At 73.8% G+C, this 16533-nt stretch carries 13 protein-coding genes; 4 read left to right on the top strand and 9 right to left on the bottom strand.

From position 1 onward, the window contains the following. Positions 1-2 precede the first annotated feature (2 nt). Positions 3-989: a deoxyribose-phosphate aldolase gene (gene deoC / locus ABZ885_RS06565; RefSeq protein ID WP_360184053.1), complete on the bottom strand. Its 987-nt coding sequence runs from the start codon at positions 987-989 to the stop codon at positions 3-5. 140 nt (positions 990-1129) lie between these two features. Between deoC and ABZ885_RS06560 the strand changes: the two genes are divergently transcribed. Beyond that, positions 1130-1804, top strand: coding sequence for a PH domain-containing protein (locus ABZ885_RS06560; protein ID WP_360184051.1), 675 nt, complete (start codon positions 1130-1132; stop codon positions 1802-1804). A 65-nt stretch (positions 1805-1869) separates the two neighbouring features. Here ABZ885_RS06560 and ABZ885_RS06555 read toward each other — a convergent pair whose 3' ends face one another. The 6 genes from ABZ885_RS06555 to ABZ885_RS06530 form a co-directional block, all read right to left on the bottom strand. Next, positions 1870-3594 (bottom strand): phospho-sugar mutase, encoded by a 1725-nt coding sequence (locus ABZ885_RS06555; RefSeq protein WP_360184049.1) that lies wholly within the window; start codon positions 3592-3594, stop codon positions 1870-1872. 130 nt (positions 3595-3724) lie between these two features. Then, a complete protein-coding gene (locus tag ABZ885_RS06550) occupies positions 3725-4546 on the bottom strand; it encodes a purine-nucleoside phosphorylase (protein WP_360184047.1) in 822 nt (273 codons plus the stop codon). Positions 4547-4672: 126 nt separating this feature from the next. Continuing rightward, positions 4673-5770, bottom strand: a complete 1098-nt coding sequence (locus ABZ885_RS06545; protein ID WP_360184045.1) for an NlpC/P60 family protein — start codon at positions 5768-5770, stop codon at positions 4673-4675. Positions 5771-5835: 65 nt separating this feature from the next. Beyond that, the gene (locus tag ABZ885_RS06540) at positions 5836-6318 is read right to left on the bottom strand and encodes a poly-gamma-glutamate biosynthesis protein PgsC/CapC (RefSeq protein WP_360184043.1); all 483 of its coding nucleotides are present in this window, start codon (positions 6316-6318) and stop codon (positions 5836-5838) included. Next, positions 6315-7781, bottom strand: a complete 1467-nt coding sequence (gene pgsB / locus ABZ885_RS06535) for a poly-gamma-glutamate synthase PgsB (RefSeq protein WP_360184041.1) — start codon at positions 7779-7781, stop codon at positions 6315-6317. The genes ABZ885_RS06540 and pgsB overlap by 4 nt, the downstream gene beginning before the upstream one ends. 11 nt (positions 7782-7792) lie before the next feature. Next, on the bottom strand, positions 7793-10018 hold the full coding sequence (locus ABZ885_RS06530) for a cache domain-containing protein (protein ID WP_360184039.1): 2226 nt from the start codon (positions 10016-10018) through the stop codon (positions 7793-7795). A 208-nt stretch (positions 10019-10226) separates the two neighbouring features. On the opposite strand from ABZ885_RS06530, the gene ABZ885_RS06525 reads away from it, so the two are divergent. Further along, positions 10227-11213: a hypothetical protein gene (locus ABZ885_RS06525; protein ID WP_360184037.1), complete on the top strand. Its 987-nt coding sequence runs from the start codon at positions 10227-10229 to the stop codon at positions 11211-11213. Between the two features lie 53 nt (positions 11214-11266). Here the strand turns inward: ABZ885_RS06525 and ABZ885_RS06520 are convergent, their stop codons facing one another. Continuing rightward, positions 11267-11704, bottom strand: a complete 438-nt coding sequence (locus ABZ885_RS06520; RefSeq protein WP_360184035.1) for a gamma-glutamylcyclotransferase — start codon at positions 11702-11704, stop codon at positions 11267-11269. A 78-nt stretch (positions 11705-11782) separates the two neighbouring features. Here ABZ885_RS06520 and ABZ885_RS06515 point away from each other — a divergent pair, with 78 nt between their 5' ends. Both ABZ885_RS06515 and ABZ885_RS06510 read left to right on the top strand, forming a co-directional pair. Further along, the gene (locus tag ABZ885_RS06515) at positions 11783-13237 is read left to right on the top strand and encodes an NAD(P)H-quinone dehydrogenase (RefSeq protein ID WP_360184033.1); all 1455 of its coding nucleotides are present in this window, start codon (positions 11783-11785) and stop codon (positions 13235-13237) included. Positions 13238-13437: 200 nt separating this feature from the next. Next, complete coding sequence (locus ABZ885_RS06510) at positions 13438-14436, top strand: DeoR/GlpR family DNA-binding transcription regulator (RefSeq protein ID WP_360184031.1); 999 nt, start codon at positions 13438-13440, stop codon at positions 14434-14436. A 145-nt stretch (positions 14437-14581) separates the two neighbouring features. Here ABZ885_RS06510 and ABZ885_RS06505 read toward each other — a convergent pair whose 3' ends face one another. After that, entirely contained in the window at positions 14582-16357 is a 1776-nt protein-coding gene (locus tag ABZ885_RS06505) for a biotin carboxylase N-terminal domain-containing protein (RefSeq protein WP_360184029.1), read from the bottom strand. Between the last annotated feature and the right edge of the window lie 176 nt (positions 16358-16533).

Genomic DNA, 16533 nt, shown 5'->3' with positions numbered 1-16533 from the left:
GATCAGTCCACCGTCACGTAGTCGGGGCCGGAGTACCGTCCGGTGGTCAGCTTCTGACGCTGCATCAGCAGGTCGTTGAGCAGGCTGGAGGCGCCGAAGCGGAACCAGTGCGGGCTCAGCCAGTCGTCGCCGAGCGTCTCGTTGACCATCACCAGGTACTTCATCGCGTCCTTGGTGGTCTTGATGCCGCCGGCGGGCTTCACGCCGACCTGGACGCCGGTCTGCGCCTTGAAGTCGCGGACCGCCTCCAGCATCAGCAGGGTGACCGGCGGGGTCGCGTTGACGGCGACCTTCCCGGTCGAGGTCTTGATGAAGTCGGCACCGGCCAGCATCGCCAGCCACGAGACCCGGCGCACGTTGTCGTAGGTCTGCAGCTCGCCGGTCTCGAAGATCACCTTGAGGTGGGCGGAGGTGCCGTCCGGGCGCTTGCACGCCTCCTTGACGGCGACGATCTCGTTGAAGACGTCCAGGTACCGGCCGGAGAGGAAGGCGCCCCGGTCGATCACCATGTCGATCTCGTCGGCGCCGGCCGCGACCGCGTCGGCGGTGTCGGCCAGCTTCACCGGGAGCGCGGCGCGCCCGGCGGGGAAGGCGGTGGCGACGGAGGCGACCTGGATGTCGGTGCCCCGCAGGGCGGCCTTCGCGGTGGCGACCATGTCCGGATAGACACAGATGGCGGCGACGCGGGGGGTGGTCGGGTCGGTCGGGTCGGGGGTCCTGCCCTTGGTGCACAGTGCGCGCACCTTGCCGACCGTGTCCGCGCCCTCCAGCGTGGTCAGGTCGATCATCGAGATGGCCAGGTCGATGGCGTACGCCTTCGCCGTGGTCTTGATGGAGCGGGTACCGAGAGTGGCGGCACGCGCCTCCAGGCCGACCTGGTCGACGCCGGGCAGGCCGTGCAGGAAGCGGCGGAGCGAGGCCTCGGACGCCGCAACGTCCTGAAGACCGCTGCCCGCAACGCCGAGGGCATTGGCTGCAAGAGTGGACATAGTCACCAGACCAGCATATCTACGCGCGTAGTCAACCGCTAGGGCAACGGCCTTTCGATGCCGGACCGATATCTGCCGACCCCTCCCGTCCCACTCGCCACCCCTGTGGATCGGCCGGGCCATGCGGCAGAATCGTCGGCATGACCGAATCCGACGGCAAGCCCCACCAGGGCTCGGCCGGCTCCGATGGGGAGCCCGCGTACGCGGACCGCGTGTACCGCTCCATTCCCGGCGTGATCTCCGGGGTGCTGTTGTTGGCCGTGGCCGGGTGGCTGATCGGGGACGCCGCGCTGAACGGGACGGGCAAGACCCCGTGGGTGTCGCTGGCCGCGGTGCCGGTCTTCGCCTTCCCGGTGATCGCCTACACCCTGCGGCCGGCGGTGCTCGCCAACGACCGGCGCCTGGTGGTGCGCAACCCGCTGCGCACGATCACGGCCCCGTGGGCCTCGGTGGACGCGCTGCGCGCCGGGTACTCGGTGGAGCTGCTGGCCGAGGGCAGGAAGTACCAGGTGTGGGCGGTCCCGGTGTCGCTGCGCCAGCGCAAGCGCGCCAACCGCGTCGCGCAGCGCGGCGGTGACCAGCACGCCTCCCGCCTGGGCCTGGCCGTCGGCCGGCCCGCCCCCTCGGTCGTCGAGGGCGCGCCCGACCCGACCCGCGCCTGGTCCGACCAGGTCGTCGGCATCCTCCAGGAGCTCGCCGAGCGCAACGCCTCCCGCCCCGACGCGGCCGGCCCGGTGGTCGTGCGGTGGTGCTGGTGGATCATCGCCCCCACCCTGCTCGGCCTGATCGCCCTGATCGCCGTGATCGCCGCGTAGCAGGAGCGGCACGAAGGGCCCGCCGGAGGATTCCGGCGGGCCCTTCGTCGTGCGGTCGCGGCGCGTCAGGCGTCGATGCCGGCGGCGGCGGCGAGGTCCTGCTTGATGGTGGCGAGGAGCTCGGCGGCGCGGGTGCGGGCGGCGGCGAGCCCGGCGGCCGAGCCGACCGGGAGGACGACCTCCAGGTAGCACTTGAGCTTGGGCTCGGTGCCGGAGGGGCGGACCACGATGCGGGCCGAGCGGACGGCCTCGCCGGCCAGGTAGTAGCGCAGGCCGTCGGTGGGCGGCAGGTCGGCGGAGCCGGCGGTGAGGTCGTCGGCCTGGGTGACCTGGAGGCCGGCCAGCTCGGTGGGCGGCTGCTCGCGCAGGGTGCGCATCGCGTCGGCGATCAGCGAGAGGTCCTGGACGCGGACGGAGAGCTGGTCGGTGGCGTGCAGGCCGTGCTCCAGCGCCAGGTCGTCCAGCAGGTCGGTCAGGGTGCGGCCGGACTCCTTGAGGGTCGCGGCCAGCTCGGCGACCAGCAGGGCGGCGGTGATGCCGTCCTTGTCGCGCACGCCCTGCGGGTCGACGCAGTAGCCGAGCGCCTCCTCGTAGCCGTAGCGCAGGCCGTCGGCGCGGGCGATCCACTTGAAGCCGGTCAGCGTCTCGGCGTAGCCGAGCCCGGCCGCCTCGGCGATCCGGCCGAGCAGGGTGGAGGAGACGATGGTGGTGGCGAAGGTGCCGGCGGCCTTCTTGGCGACCAGCGCCGCGCCGAGCAGCGCGCCGACGTCGTCGCCGCGGAGCATCCGCCAGCCGTTGCCGCCGGAGGCGCCGCCGGCGGCGTTGCCGTTGACGGGGACGGCCACGGCGCAGCGGTCGGCGTCCGGGTCGTTGGCGATGACGATGTCCGGGCCGACCGAGGCGGCGGTGCGGAAGGCGAGGTCCATCGCCCCCGGCTCCTCCGGGTTGGGGAAGGCCACGGTCGGGAAGTCCGGGTCGGGCTCGGCCTGCTCGGCGACCACGGTGGGCGCGGGGAAGCCGGCCCGGCGGAAGGCGGCGACCAGGGTGTCGCGGCCGACGCCGTGCATCGGGGTGTAGACGACGTCGAGGTCGCGCGGGCTGTGCGGGTCCACGATGGAGGCGGCGCGGGTCAGGTAGGCCTCGATCACGTCCTCGCCGACCACCTCCCAGCCGTCCTCGGCGAGCGGGACGTCGGCGAGCGCGCCGATCGCGTCGATCTCGGCGGCGATGCCGGCGTCGGCCGGCGGGACGATCTGCGAGCCGTCGCCCAGGTAGACCTTGTAGCCGTTGTCCTGCGGCGGGTTGTGGCTGGCGGTCACGGTGACGCCCGCGGCGGCGCCCAGGTGGCGGATCGCGAAGGCGAGCACCGGGGTGGGCAGGGCGCGCGGCAGCAGTGCGGCGCGCAGGCCGGCGCCGACCACCACGGCGGCGGTGTCGCGGGCGAAGTCGTAGGACTTGTGCCGGGCGTCGTAGCCGATGACGACGAGGTCCCCGAGGTTCTCCCTCTTCACGTACGCGACCAGGCCGGCGGCGGCCCGGATCACCACGGCGCGGTTCATCCGCATCGGGCCCGCGCCCAGTTCGCCGCGCAGGCCGGCGGTGCCGAACTGGAGCCGGTCGGCGAAGCGCTCGGCCAGCTGGGACCAGGCGAGCTTGCTGTCCTCCTCGGCCTCCGGGCCCTCGGCCGCGGCGAGGAGCGCGGCCAGTTCCTCGCGGGTCTGCGGGTCGGGGTCCTCGGCCAGCCAGGCCCGGGCCCGGGCGAGGAGGTCGGTGGTGGGTGCCTGCGTCATGGCCAACTCCGGTTCGAAAGTCCGCAAAGTGGTGGGTGTGCGCATGCGGACGGGGCCCGCGGGCGGGTGTGATCAGCGGATCACAGCCGCCTGCGGACCCCGTCGCTCATGATTGTGCGCCAGGCCGGCTTCAGATCCGCTCAAGGACCTTCGCGAGCAGCGCGCCCATGCGCTCGGCGGAGGCCTTGCCGGCCTCCAGCACCTCGGCGTGGTTCAGCGGCTCGCCGGTCATGCCGGCGGCCAGGTTGGTGACCAGGGAGATGCCGAGCACCTCGGCGCCGGCCTCGCGGGCGGCGATGGCCTCCAGGGTGGTCGACATGCCGACCAGCTCGCCACCGATGACCCGGGCCATGTGGACCTCGGCCGGGGTCTCGTAGTGCGGGCCGCGGAACTGCACGTAGACGGCCTCGTCCAGGGTGGAGTCCACCTCGCGGCAGAGGTCGCGCAGCCGCTTGGAGTAGAGGTCCGTCAGGTCGACGAAGTTGGCGCCGACGATCGGGGAGTCCGCGGTCAGGTTGATGTGGTCGCTGATCAGGACCGGCTGGCCGGGGACCCAGCCCTCGCGCAGGCCGCCGCAGCCGTTGGTCAGCACGATGATGCCGCAGCCCGCGGCGGCGGCGGTGCGCACGCCGTGGACGACGGTGGCCACGCCGTGGCCCTCGTAGTAGTGGTTGCGGCCGAGGAAGATCAGGGCGCGCTTCTCGCCGATCTTCACCGAGCGGATCGTGCCGGCGTGGCCGGCGACGGCGGGGGCGGGGAAGCCCGGGAGGTCGGTGACCGGGAATTCCGCCACGGTCTCGCCCAGGGCGTCGGCGGCCGGCACCCAGCCGGAGCCCATCACCAGGGCGACGTCGTGGCGCTCGGCACCGGTCAGCTCGCGCAGGCGCGCGGCGGCGGCCTGGGCGGCGGCGTAGGGGTCGGCGGAGACGACCGACTGAGGAGATGCGTTCACACGTCCGAGGATAGACGGGAAACGGCTACGCGCGTAGAAAATCCGGGTGCGACGTGCCGGATCGTTACCCGGATGGCGGGAAACCACAGCTCGGGGGCGTGTCCGGCCGGGCCGGACAGGAGCAACCTACAGTCGCTTGGCGCTCCGCAGGCCCTTGGCGTACATGCCGTTGTCGTCCAGCCGGGCGGTGCCGCCCTTATCGCCGAAGGTCGGCCCGTTGGCCTCCTCGCGGCTGGAGATGTAGCGGGGGTGGCCGTCGGTGTCCAGGCCGAGGTAGATGCCGGTGTGGTCCAGCCGGGCGCCGGTGCGTGCGTCGATCTCGAAGAACACCAGGTCACCGGGTTGCAGCGGGTCGATCGAGGCGGGCCGCACGGTGGTGTCCGAGCCGGGCGCGGTGGTCAGCGGCAGCACCGGCACGCCGGGGGAGAGCCGGGCCAGGCCGTTGGCGGTGCGGGCCAGGCCGTTGCCGGCCACGTCCTTGCTGAGCACCGGGTAGCCCGCGCGGTAGCCGTAGACCATCCGGACGAAGCCGGAGCAGTCGAAGGAGCCGTAGCGGGTCTTGTCGGGCTGCTTGGTGACCTTGTCGGCGAAGGTGTACGCGGCGCCGAGGTAGTCGACGAAGTCGGTCTGCTCCAGCCGCAGGTCGTTGCCGACCGAGCCGTTCGGGTTGAGCGGGCCGAACGAGGCGTCGCCCTTGATCCGCACCCCCTTGGCGTCCTTGCCCTCCGGGGCGCCGGCCAGGTACTGGGTGGCGATGGCCAGGACGTCGTCCGCGGTGGAGCCCAGCGACTGCTGGAACCAGGTGCGGAACCAGCCCTCGTTCTCCGCGCCGGCCTTCCAGGCCTGCGGCATGAGCCGCACCCAGCTGTCGCTGACCAGGGTGGCGGCGGTGGTGCCCGGCTCGGTGAAGGTCCGGCTCGGGCCGGCCAGGAGGGCGGTGCGGGCGCCGTCGGTCAGGGTGGCGACCACCCCGCCGCGGGCGTCCCGGACGACCGTGCGGTCCGGGCCGGCCAGCCGCTCGTACCGGTAGCCGGCCGCGGCCTTGGCGGTGGCCGGGGCCGAGTCCAGGGTCGGCGCGGCGGTCGCGGCGATCAGCGGGGCGGTGCCGCCGGCCTCGGCGGGCTGCCCGTCGCGGTCGCGCAGCTGGACCGTGAGGTACCCGCTGGCGGCCAGCAGGGTGACGGCGAGGCCACCGCTGAGCAGGGACTTCCGGGTGACGGGCATGGCGCTTCCTCCTGGGGCGTACGGGGTGGGGCGTACGGGGGTCGGGTACCGGACCGGGGAGCGGATCAGGTACCGGGGAGGGCGCCGAGCAGCACGCCGGCGGTGAGGACGACGTAGTTCGCGAGCGTCACCGTGCTGGTGGCCATCAGGGTGGCGGCCCGCGGCTGGCGGACCAGCTGGTAGGCGATCAGGCCGGGGACGATGAAGCCGAGCGTCTGGTTGGCGTACAGCGTGGGCAGCTCGTGCTGGAGGACCAGCATCACGGTGGCCTGGAGCAGGACGCCGGTCAGCACCACGGCGGCGAACAGCCGCTTGCCGTAGAGGATCACCAGCTTCTGGACCGCCCGGGTGGCGAGGTAGGTCAGCACCGTCACGCCGATCACGATGGCCACCCGCTGGAGGTCCTCGACCAGGGTGAGGGCCAGCCAGCCGGGCGTGATCATGCCGCCGGGGGAGAGGTTGGTGGTCAGGTAGCAGACGAGCGAGAAGACCAGGCCGAGCGCGATGCCGATGGCGGCGATCTCGGGGGTGAGCTCGGTGGGGATCACTGCTGGTCTCCGTGGTGGGGGGCGGTGCGGCGGGAGTCGAACCACGAGTCGGGGATCGGCTCGGGGACGTAGACGGGGGCGGGCGCGGGGGCGGGGCCGGGCGTGTGGGCGGGGCCGGCGCGGTACGGCCCCGCGTCGTACGGCTGCCGGTAGGACGGCCCGTCGTCGTACGGCTCCTGGTAGGACGGCCCGTCGTCGTAGGCGTCGTCGTACCCGTCGTCGTACGCGTCGGGGTAGAGCGGTTCGGGCTCGTGGTACGGGACTCCGGGGCCGTCCGGCTCCTCGTCCGGCGCCAGCCGGGCCAGCTCGTCCAGGAACAGCTCGCCCTGGCCGTGGATGTTGCCGATCGCGACCAGCGAGGAGTCCGGGCCGAGCTGGTCCAGCAGGTCGGCGGTGAGCGCCGCCGGCTCGCGCTTGTCGCCGCCGAGGTCGACCACCCGGCCGGACCAGCCGGCCGGGATGCCGTCCCGGGCGCTCTTGGTGGGGTGGCCGATCAGGAAGACCGTGTCCGGGTCGAGGTCCGGCACGATCTGGCCCATCTGGCCGTTGCGCTCCACCCGGTCCGGGCGGCAGTTGATCACCACGTTGAGCGGGCGGTGGATCGCGCCGAGGTCCTCCAGCTGACGGACGTTCATCAGCGTCGACTCGGGGTCGTTGGCCGCGAAGACGTTGGCGAACCGCAGCCGCTTGCCGTCGTCGGTGCGGTAGCGCTCGACCGAGAGCACCCCAGGGTCCGGCGGGGCCTGCCACATGCCGCGCAGCGCGGTCTGCCGCTCCACGCCGAGGAGTGCGGCGACGGCGAGCGCGATGGCCACGTTCTCCTTGAAGGTGAACCAGCCGAAGCCGCGCAGCTCCTCGTCGCTGACCGACTCGGGGTCGACGACGATCAGCTCGCAGTCCCGCTTCGCCGCCTCCTCGCGCAGGATGTGCGCGCGCTCCTGCTCGGCGGTGACGCAGATGCCGCCGACCGGCATCGAGCGGGAGAGCGAGCGGGCGACGTCGTCCAGGGTCGGGCCCATCTCGGCGAGGTGGTCCTCGCGGACGTTGCAGAGCACGCCGATGGTGGAGCGGATCAGCTTGGTCTGGTTGACCTCCTGCAGCGCCGGCATCACCGCCATGCACTCGATCACCAGGGCGTCCGGGCGGTAGGTCGCGGCGCGGCGGACGATGCCGATCTGTTCCACCACGTTGGCGATGCCGAACTTGCGGTAGACCGGCTCCTCGGTGGCGTCCGGGTGGATGAACCGGGCCGCGGTGCCGGTGGTCTTGGCCACGGTCACCAGGCCGCCGCCGCGCAGCGCGCCCGCGCAGAGCCGGGTGATCGAGCTCTTGCCGCGGATGCCGTTGACCAGCACCCGGGCGGGGATCTGCTCCAGGGCGGCGAAGTGCCGGCGCTGCTCGACGATGCCCGCCACCAGCAGGACGGCGCAGCACACCAGGAGCACGACGTAGAGGAAGAGCACGTGGGTGGTCCTTATCCGTGAGTGGCCGGCGCGCGGCGGGCGGCGCGGTCCCGGACGGCACCGAGGTCCTGCCGGATCAGTTCCAGGCTGCGGGCGACGGCGCCGACCTCGTCGTGGTGGACGGGGTAGAGGACGGTGCGGCGGTCCCCGGCGGCCAGCGCCTCGGCGCTCGCGGCGAGGCGGCGCAGCGGCAGGCCGACGGCGATGAAGAGCCAGCCCAGGCAGAGCGTGGCGGCGGCCAGGCCGAGCATGCCGGCCAGCACGGCGCGCCGGTCGGCCCGGTTCTGGTCGAGGTGGAGCCAGGCCACCGGCTGGACGGTGACCACGGACCAGCCGAGCTTGGCGACGGTGCCGTTGCCGCCGAGCGGGGCGGCGGCGAGCACCGCCGGGTCGCCGCCGTCGCGGACCACGTCGGCGGCGGCGTCCTTCTTGGCGTCGGCCAGGACGGCCCGGGCGCGGCCGTCCGGGAGGTCGCCGAAGGAGCTGTAGCCCTCGTTGGCGGCGAGGACGTGCTGCCGGTCGTCGACCAGCCAGACCCGGCCGAGGCCGGGGCGGGTGAGCAGGGCGCCGAGGAAGTCGGTCTTGAACTCGCCGACCAGCACGGGGCCCTTCGGCGTCGCGGGGTCGTCCCCGTCCGGCCCGGCCTGGTCGCCGGGGGTGGTGGTGAGCGCCGTGCGGGCGGCGATCCGGGGCTCCTTGCCGGAGGTGTTGAGCAGCAGGACGCCGTTCGGGCCGAGCGCGTCCGGCCCGGTGCGGTGCGGGGTCTCGCCGGCCCGGGCGAGCAGCGTGCCGTCGGCGCCGAGGACGTAGAGCGAGCGGTAGCGGTCGTGCTCGGTGAGGGTGGCGCGGAGCAGGGTCTCGGCCTTGCCGACGGAGGAGTCGGCGAGTGCGGGGGCGAGCGAGCGCAGATCGGCGTAGCCCTCGTTGAGGGCCTGGCGGACCCGGTCGGCGGCCGTGTCGGTGCGGTCCCGCTGGCCGGCCACGACCTGGGTCGGGACGAGGACGCCCTCGTCCGCGCCGCCGAGGAACAGCAGCGGGCCGGACCAGCCGAGGATGACGACGGCGCAGAGGGCGAGCGGCAGGGCGATGCCCGGGCGGCGGCGCGCGGGGGCGGGGGCGGCCGGCGGGCGGGCCGGGTCGAGCAGCTGGAGCCGCAGCTCCTCCAGGGCGCGGGTGATCCGGCCGGCCTCGCCGCGCTTCGGGCCGCGGACCGGCCGGTCCAGCTCGCCGCGGGTGAGCCGGCGGGCGTCCAGGAAGAGCCGCAGCAGCGGGCGTTGGAGCTTGCGGTGCAGGAACCAGGCCAGCAGCAGGGCGACCAGCAGCAGGGCGCCGGCGGCGGCCAGGCCGAGCATGGGGTGGCGCAGGCTGCCGGGCTTGCCGTCGATCGTGCTGGTGGAGACCACGGTCAGGCCGAGCGGGGTGGCCAGGTCGTGCCCGTCGGGGGAGGCGACGGCGGCGTAGCCGGCCACCCGGCGGACGCCCTTGTCGTCGGGGGTGCCGGCCAGGCTGCCGGAGACGGTCTCGCCGGGGGCGGGGCGTTCCCGGGCGGCGCGTTCGCGGGCGGTGGCGACCAGCCGCTTGTCCGGGTCGGCGGTGAGCCCGGCGCCGGTGGAGTCCAGGACGGTGCCGGCGCCGTCGAGGACCTGGATGGTCTGTTCCTTGCGGGTGGCGATGCCGGGCAGCCGCAGGTTGTCGGAGGCGACGAGCAGGGCGCGGCCGTCCGCCTTGGTGGTGACCATGGCGAAGGTGAGCAGCCGAGTGCCGGCGGCGGAGGGCTCCAGCAGCGGCGCGGGTGCGGTGTCGGTGACCTTGCCGAGGTCGAGGCCGGCCAGCGGGACGGTCTCGCCGCGGGCGGCGAGCAGCCGGCCGGTGCCGGGCAGGACGATCACCGTGCCGCGCCACTTCTGGTACGCCTGGCCGAGCGCGGTCAGCACGGCGGCGGGCTCGGCGGGGGCGTTGTCGTAGCGGGCGGCGGCCCGGCGCAGGTCGGTGGCGCTCTCGTGCAGTCCGGCGCGGAGCGAGGCGGCGGTGTCCTCGGCGGCGTACTGGTGGGACTCGCGGACGGCCTGCGGGGTGTCGTCGACCCGGAGGCCGCCGACGGCGAGGGCGGTGATCGCGGCGACAGCCAGCAGCAGGATCAGCAGCAGGGCGATCGGCGGGCGGATGCCTCCGAGCAGCGGCATGTCGGCCCGGCGGCGATAGCGGTGCTGTCGCGGCGGGTTGGTTGCCGTGCTCACGGGAGGCCTCGTCATCGGTTCGGGGGCGGCAGCGCGCCACCCTCCCCTGGAGCCCCGCTGTGACCAGTGGTCAAACCCTGGCTAAAACCTGAAAAGCGTACGAAAGGCTTCTGGGAATGCCGTCACGTTCCTGTCTCGATACGGAGAAGTTTCGGGATCTTTCCGTTTAGATCATGGAAAAGAGGGCGGCGAGGTAGGTTCTCCCCCCATGGAGACTCTGCCCGGGAAAAACGCGGGTCCGCGGCGCACGGCGGTGCTGTCGGTGGTGGCACTGCTGGTGCTGGCGGCGCTGGCCGTCGGCCTGACGGTCGCCGCGCGCGGGCCGGCCGGGCGCGCGCACACCACGGCGTCCGGCCCGACCGGACCGCAGCCGGTGGACCTGGCCGCGCGGGTGGACGCGTACACCGCCGGGTTCGCCCCCGGCACGCCGTACACGGTGCCGGACGCGGCACAGCGCCGGGCCGTCGCGGACGGCGTCGCCGCGGTGCTGGACGGGCGCCCCGAGCAGGCCGGGCCGGTGCTCGCGCCGGTCGGTTACCGGCTGACCGAGTTCACCGAGGCGGGCAGCGGGCGCCGGGTGGCCGAGATCGCCGACGCCTCGGCCTCCGCGGACGGCCGCGGCTGGGGCCGGGTCTACCTGGACCTCTCGGTGCAGGACCACTGGTCGGTGCAGGTGCCGCACCCGGTCTCGGACAGCCGCACCGAGGCGCTCGGGGTGGACCTCTTCCGGGCCGCCCCGGGCGGCGTGCTGGTGCTGGCCGGCGCGCACCGCAGGGCCGGCGCGGACGGCTCCTCCGACCCGGCGCACCGCAGCGACACGGTGTTCGCCGCCGTGATCGAGGCGCTCACCGCGCGCGGGCTGCCCGGCATCCAGGTGCACGGCTTCGACGAGGGCAGCCTGCCCGGCCAGGACGCGGTGGTCTCCAGCGGGGTGGGCCAGCCCGGGCCGGCCGCCGAGCTGACCGCGGCCGGGCTCGGACAGGCCGGGTTCGCGGTCTGCCGCGCGTGGCGGGAGAAGTGCGGGCAGCTGGAGGGCACCACCAACGTCGAGGGCCGGTTCGCGGCCGGCCTCGGCGTGCCGTGGCTGCACGTCGAGCTGGGCAACGCGCTGCGCACCGAACCCGCCCGGCGCGGCGCGGTGGCCGCGGTGCTGGCCGCGACGGCCGCCTCCTGGCGCAGCCCGGCGACGCCGTAGCGCCGGCGCGTCTCGGCAGGCGCGTCTCGGCAGGGTTTCTCGGGAGGGGCTGCTCAGCAGGGGCGGCGGCGCAGGTCCAGGACGTAGTCGTGCGGGGCGCCGGCGCTCTCCGCGGCGTCGGCGACCAGCCCCAGGTAGCGGGCGGCGGGCAGGCCGCCCTCGTAGTCGTTGAGCACGTACGTCCAGACCGGGATGTCGCCGTCCAGGGTGTGCGCGCGCAGCTTGATCTTGCGGTAGATGCCGAGCTGGACGCCCTCCCAGCGGTCGAGGCCCTCCTCGTCCATCGGCGCGACGTCGTAGAGCGAGACGAAGACCTGCTCCTTCTCGTCCTCGACCACGGTGGCCAGCGAGCCCTCCCAGCCGAGCTGTTCGCCGCCGAAGGTGAGCCGCCAGCCGTCCAGCCACCCGCTCCCGCGCAGGGGGGAGTGCGGTGCGCGGCGGGTCATCTGCCGGGCATCGAGGTTGGTGGCATACGCGGCGTAGAGGGGCATGGGGAAGAGAGTACGGCGACTGGGCGATCGCACAGAAGCCCCGACCCCGGCGTGGCAGCGCTCCCGGCGTGCGGGACAATGGGGGGCGTGACTCGGATCGTGATCATCGGTGGCGGACCCGGCGGCTACGAGGCGGCGCTGGTCGCCGCTCAGCTCGGCGCGGAGGTGACCGTCGTCGACAGCGACGGTCTGGGCGGATCGGCGGTGCTCACGGACTGCGTGCCGTCGAAGACGCTGATCGCGACCGCGGAGGTGATGACCACCTTCGACAGCTCGTACGAGGAACTGGGCATCATCGTCGCCGACGACACCCCGCCGCTGGAGCAGCAGGCGCGCGTGGTCGGCGTCGACCTGGGCAAGGTCAACCGGCGTGTGAAGCGGCTCGCCATCGCGCAGTCGCACGACATCACCCAGTCGGTGACCCGCGCGGGCGTCACCGTGCTGCGCGGCCGGGGCCGGCTCGGGCCCGGCGGGCAGGCCGTGGACGGCTCCCGCGAGGTGCTGGTGGACGCGCCCGACGGCACCGTCCAGTCGCTGCGCGCCGACGCGGTGCTGATCGCCACCGGCGCGCACCCGCGCGAGCTGCCGGACGCCCAGCCGGACGGCGAGCGGATCCTGACCTGGACCCAGGTCTACGACCTGGAGGAGCTGCCGCGCGAGCTGATCGTGGTCGGCTCCGGCGTCACCGGCGCCGAGTTCGCCGGCGCGTACCAGGCGCTCGGCTCCAAGGTCACCCTGGTGTCCTCCCGCGACCGCGTGCTGCCGGGCGAGGACCCGGACGCGGCCGAGGTGCTGGAGGAGGTCTTCCGCCGCCGCGGCATGAACGTGATGAGCCGCTCCCGGGCCGAGGGCGCCAAGCGCGTCGGCGACCACGTCGAGGTGACGCTCTCCGACGGCACGGTGATCAGGGGCACGCACTGCCTGATGGCGGTCGGCTCGATCCCGAACACCGCGGAGATGGGCCTGGAGGAGGCCGGGGTCAAGCTCAACGACTGGGGCCAGATCAAGGTCGACCGGGTCTCCCGCACCAGCGCCCCCGGCGTGTACGCGGCCGGCGACTGCACCGGCGTCTTCATGCTCGCCTCGGTCGCGGCCATGCAGGGCCGGATCGCGATGTACCACGCGCTCGGCGACGCGGTGCAGCCGCTGAACCTGAAGACCGTGGCCTCCAACGTCTTCACCGACCCGGAGATCGCCACCGTCGGCTACACCGACGCCGACGTGAAGTGCGGCAAGATGGACGCGGTCGAGGTGAAGCTGCCGCTGCGCGGCAACCCGCGGGCCAAGATGCAGGGCATCCGGGACGGCTTCGTGAAGCTGTTCTGCCGCCCGGGCACCGGCATCGTGGTCGGCGGCGTGGTGGTCGCCCCGCGCGCCAGCGAGCTGATCCACCCGATCGCGCTCGCGGTGGACGCCAATCTGACGGTCGAACAGGTGGCCAGCGCCTTCACCGTCTACCCGTCGGTGTCCGGCTCGACCGCCGAGGCCGCCCGCCAGCTCCACATCCGCAAGCGGGCCGAGGGCGAAAACTGAGCGTCCGACGCGAAGTTGAGGGCGGCTGCCGGTGGGCGGCCGCCCTTCGCGCACCCCGGGGAGTCACCCGGACGGCGGGCGCAGTTCCGGACCTCCGACGGCGCGAATTGTACGGTCACGCGCCGCTCGGGCGTGAGCAATTCCCGCTACCAGCTGCAAACGCCTGAAAGCAGACGGTCACGCAGGTTACCGTCGGTTCTGTGTTTGCAGCAGAACGTCGCCAGTTGATCCTCGAAATGGTGCGCGCCAACGGAGCCGTGTCGCTCCGCGAACTGGCCCGCGTCGTCCAGACCTCCGAAGTGACCGTGCGCCGGGACGTACGGGCGCTGGAGGCAGAAGGGCTCCTCGACCGCCGGCACGGCGGTGCGGTGCTCCCCGGCGGCTTCAGCCGCGAACCCGGCTACCCGCAGAAGACCCACCTCTCCGCGGCCGAGAAGAGCGCCATCGCCGATCTCGCCGCGGGTCTGGTGGAGGAGGGCGACGCCGTGGTCGTCGGCGCCGGTACCACCACCCAGGAACTGGCCCGCAGACTGGCCAGGGTGCCCGGGCTGACGGTGGTCACCAACTCGCTGCTGGTCGCCCAGGCGCTGGCGCACGCCAACCGGGTCGAGGTGGTGATGACCGGCGGCACCCTGCGCGGCTCCAACTACGCCCTGGTGGGCAGCGGGGCCGAGCAGTCGCTGCACGGGCTGCGGGTCTCGAAGGCGTTCATCTCCGGCAGCGGGCTGACGGCCGAACGCGGCCTGTCGACCACGAACATGCTCTCCGCGAGCGTGGACCGGGCTCTGGTGCAGTCGGCCGCCGAGGTCATCGTCCTCGCCGACCACACCAAGCTCGGCGCGGACACCATGTTCCAGACCGTGCCGACCGAGACCATCACCCGGCTGGTCACCGACGAGCACGCGACCTCCGACGACACCACCGCCCGCGAGCTGGACGCGCTGGCCGACTGCGGGGTGCAGATCGACCTCGCACCGCTCGGCGCCGCCCCCGCGGGGGACGCCCCGGTGCACGGCACCGGCAGCGGCCCGGTGCACCAGACCCAGCCCGGCCCGCTGCCCCGCCGGGCCGCCCCGCCGCCCGGTGGCGCCCCGCTGCCGGGACAGCGCCGTCCCGGCGCGCACGGCGGCCCCGCCGGCCCCGGAGGGGCGCTGCCGGTCCGGCTCGCCGAGCTGGGCACCGTCCCCCGCGCGCGGTAGGGCCCTGGCCCGGGGCCCGTCCGGCCCGGGCCCGGGGCCCGTCCCCGGCGCCACTCCCGGAAAAGCGAACCGGTCCGCACACCCCGAGGGGCGTACGGACCGGTCCGGCGGTCAGACCTGCGTCAGGACCCGACGCAGCGCCGCGTCAGTCCTTGATCTCGCACAGGGCCGCGCCGCTGGAGACGCTGGCGCCGACCTCGGCCTTGAGGCCGACCACGGTGCCCGCCTTGTGCGCGTTCAGCGGCTGCTCCATCTTCATCGCCTCCAGGACGACGATCAGCTCGCCCTCGGCGACGACCTGGCCCTCCTCGACGGCGACCTTGACGATCGTGCCCTGCATCGGCGAGGCCAGCGTGTCACCGCTGACCGCGGAGCCGGCCTTCTTGGTGCCGACCCGGCGCTTGGCCTTCGCGGCACCGGCCGCGCCCGCCGCCGGAGCGGCCGAGACGCCCAGCGAGGACGGCAGCGAGACCTCGATCCGCTTGCCGCCGACCTCGACCACGACGGTCTCGCGGCCCTCGGCCTCCTCGCCCTCGCCGGCCGCACCCGCGAACGCCGGGATGGTGTTGTCGAACTCGGTCTCGATCCACCGGGTGTAGACCTTGAACGGCCCGTCGCCGCCGTGCACCTCGGGCGCGAACGCCGGGTCGGTGACGACCGCCTGGTGGAACGGGATGGCGGTGGCCATGCCCTCCACCTTGAACTCGTTCAGCGCACGCCTGGCCCGCTCCAGGGCCTGCTTGCGGTCGCGGCCGGAGACGATCAGCTTGGCCAGCAGGGAGTCCCAGGCCGGGCCGATGACCGAACCGGTCTCCACGCCCGAGTCCAGCCGCACGCCCGGGCCGGACGGCGGCGCGAACAGCGTGACGGTGCCGGGCGCGGGCAGGAAGTTGCGGCCCGGGTCCTCGCCGTTGATGCGGAACTCGAACGAGTGGCCGCGGACCTCCGGGTCGCCGTAGCCCAGCTCCTCGCCGTCGGCGATCCGGAACATCTCGCGGACCAGGTCGAGGCCGGTGACCTCCTCGGTGACCGGGTGCTCCACCTGCAGACGGGTGTTGACCTCCAGGAAGGAGATCGTGCCGTCCAGCGCCACCAGGAACTCGCAGGTCCCGGCGCCGACGTAGCCGGCCTCCTTCAGGATGGCCTTGGACGCCCGGTACAGCTCGGCGTTCTGCTCGGCGGTGAGGAACGGCGCGGGGGCCTCCTCGACGAGCTTCTGGTGCCGGCGCTGCAGCGAGCAGTCACGGGTCGAGACGACCACCACGTTGCCGTGCTTGTCGGCGAGGCACTGGGTCTCGACGTGCCGCGGGTTGTCCAGGTAGCGCTCGACGAAGCACTCGCCGCGACCGAAGGCGGCGACCGCCTCGCGCACGGCGGACTCGTACAGCTCCGGGATCTCCTCCAGCGTGCGGGCGACCTTGAGGCCGCGGCCGCCGCCGCCGAAGGCCGCCTTGATGGCGACCGGCAGACCGTGCTCCTGCGCGAAGACGACGACCTCGTCGGCACCCGTGACCGGGTCCGGCGTGCCGGCCACCAGCGGGGCACCGGCGCGCTGCGCCACGTGCCGGGCGGTGACCTTGTCACCGAGGTCGCGGATGGCCTGCGGCGGCGGGCCGATCCAGGTCAGACCCGCGTCGATGACGGCCTGGGCGAAGTCGGCGTTCTCCGACAGGAAGCCGTAGCCGGGGTGGACGGCGTCCGCACCCGAGTCGGCGGCGGCCTTCAGGACCTTCGCGATGTCGAGGTAACTGGTACCCGGGGTGTCGCCGCCCAGCGCGTAAGCCTCGTCGGCCGCGCGGACGTGCAGCGCATCCCGGTCCGGCTCGGCGTAGACGGCGACGCTGGCGATACCGGCGTCCGAGCAGGCACGGGCGACGCGGACGGCGATTTCCCCGCGGTTGGCGATGAGCACCTTGCGCACTGTGGCTCCCTTCTTGAACCTGGTCGAGTTTATGGATTTCTGGGTGGTACCGGCGAGTAGCCCCAGGTTGTGAACTATCCCACACGGAGGGTGATGCGTCCGGCGGGCCGTTCCGCGGGTCGCCGGGGGTCTCCGCAGGTGGTGGCCGGTGCCCCCGCCGGAGGGCGCTCCTCGCG

The sequence above is a fragment of the Kitasatospora sp. NPDC047058 genome, assembly GCF_040643935.1.
GTDB lineage: Bacteria > Actinomycetota > Actinomycetes > Streptomycetales > Streptomycetaceae > Kitasatospora.
The sequence above is the reverse complement of the archived record's forward strand: the minus strand, read 5'-3'. Positions and strand labels throughout refer to the sequence as shown.

Excerpts from the sequence above, each read along its gene's own strand:
- deoC (WP_360184053.1), bottom strand. The coding sequence starts at position 989 with ATGTCCACTCTTGCAGCCAATGCCCTCGGCGTTGCGGGCAGCGGTCTT.
- ABZ885_RS06560 (WP_360184051.1), top strand. The coding sequence starts at position 1,130 with ATGACCGAATCCGACGGCAAGCCCCACCAGGGCTCGGCCGGCTCCGAT.
- ABZ885_RS06555 (WP_360184049.1), bottom strand. The coding sequence starts at position 3,594 with ATGACGCAGGCACCCACCACCGACCTCCTCGCCCGGGCCCGGGCCTGG.
- ABZ885_RS06545 (WP_360184045.1), bottom strand. The coding sequence starts at position 5,770 with ATGCCCGTCACCCGGAAGTCCCTGCTCAGCGGTGGCCTCGCCGTCACC.
- ABZ885_RS06525 (WP_360184037.1), top strand. The coding sequence starts at position 10,227 with ATGGAGACTCTGCCCGGGAAAAACGCGGGTCCGCGGCGCACGGCGGTG.
- ABZ885_RS06520 (WP_360184035.1), bottom strand. The coding sequence starts at position 11,704 with ATGCCCCTCTACGCCGCGTATGCCACCAACCTCGATGCCCGGCAGATG.
- ABZ885_RS06515 (WP_360184033.1), top strand. The coding sequence starts at position 11,783 with ATGGGGGGCGTGACTCGGATCGTGATCATCGGTGGCGGACCCGGCGGC.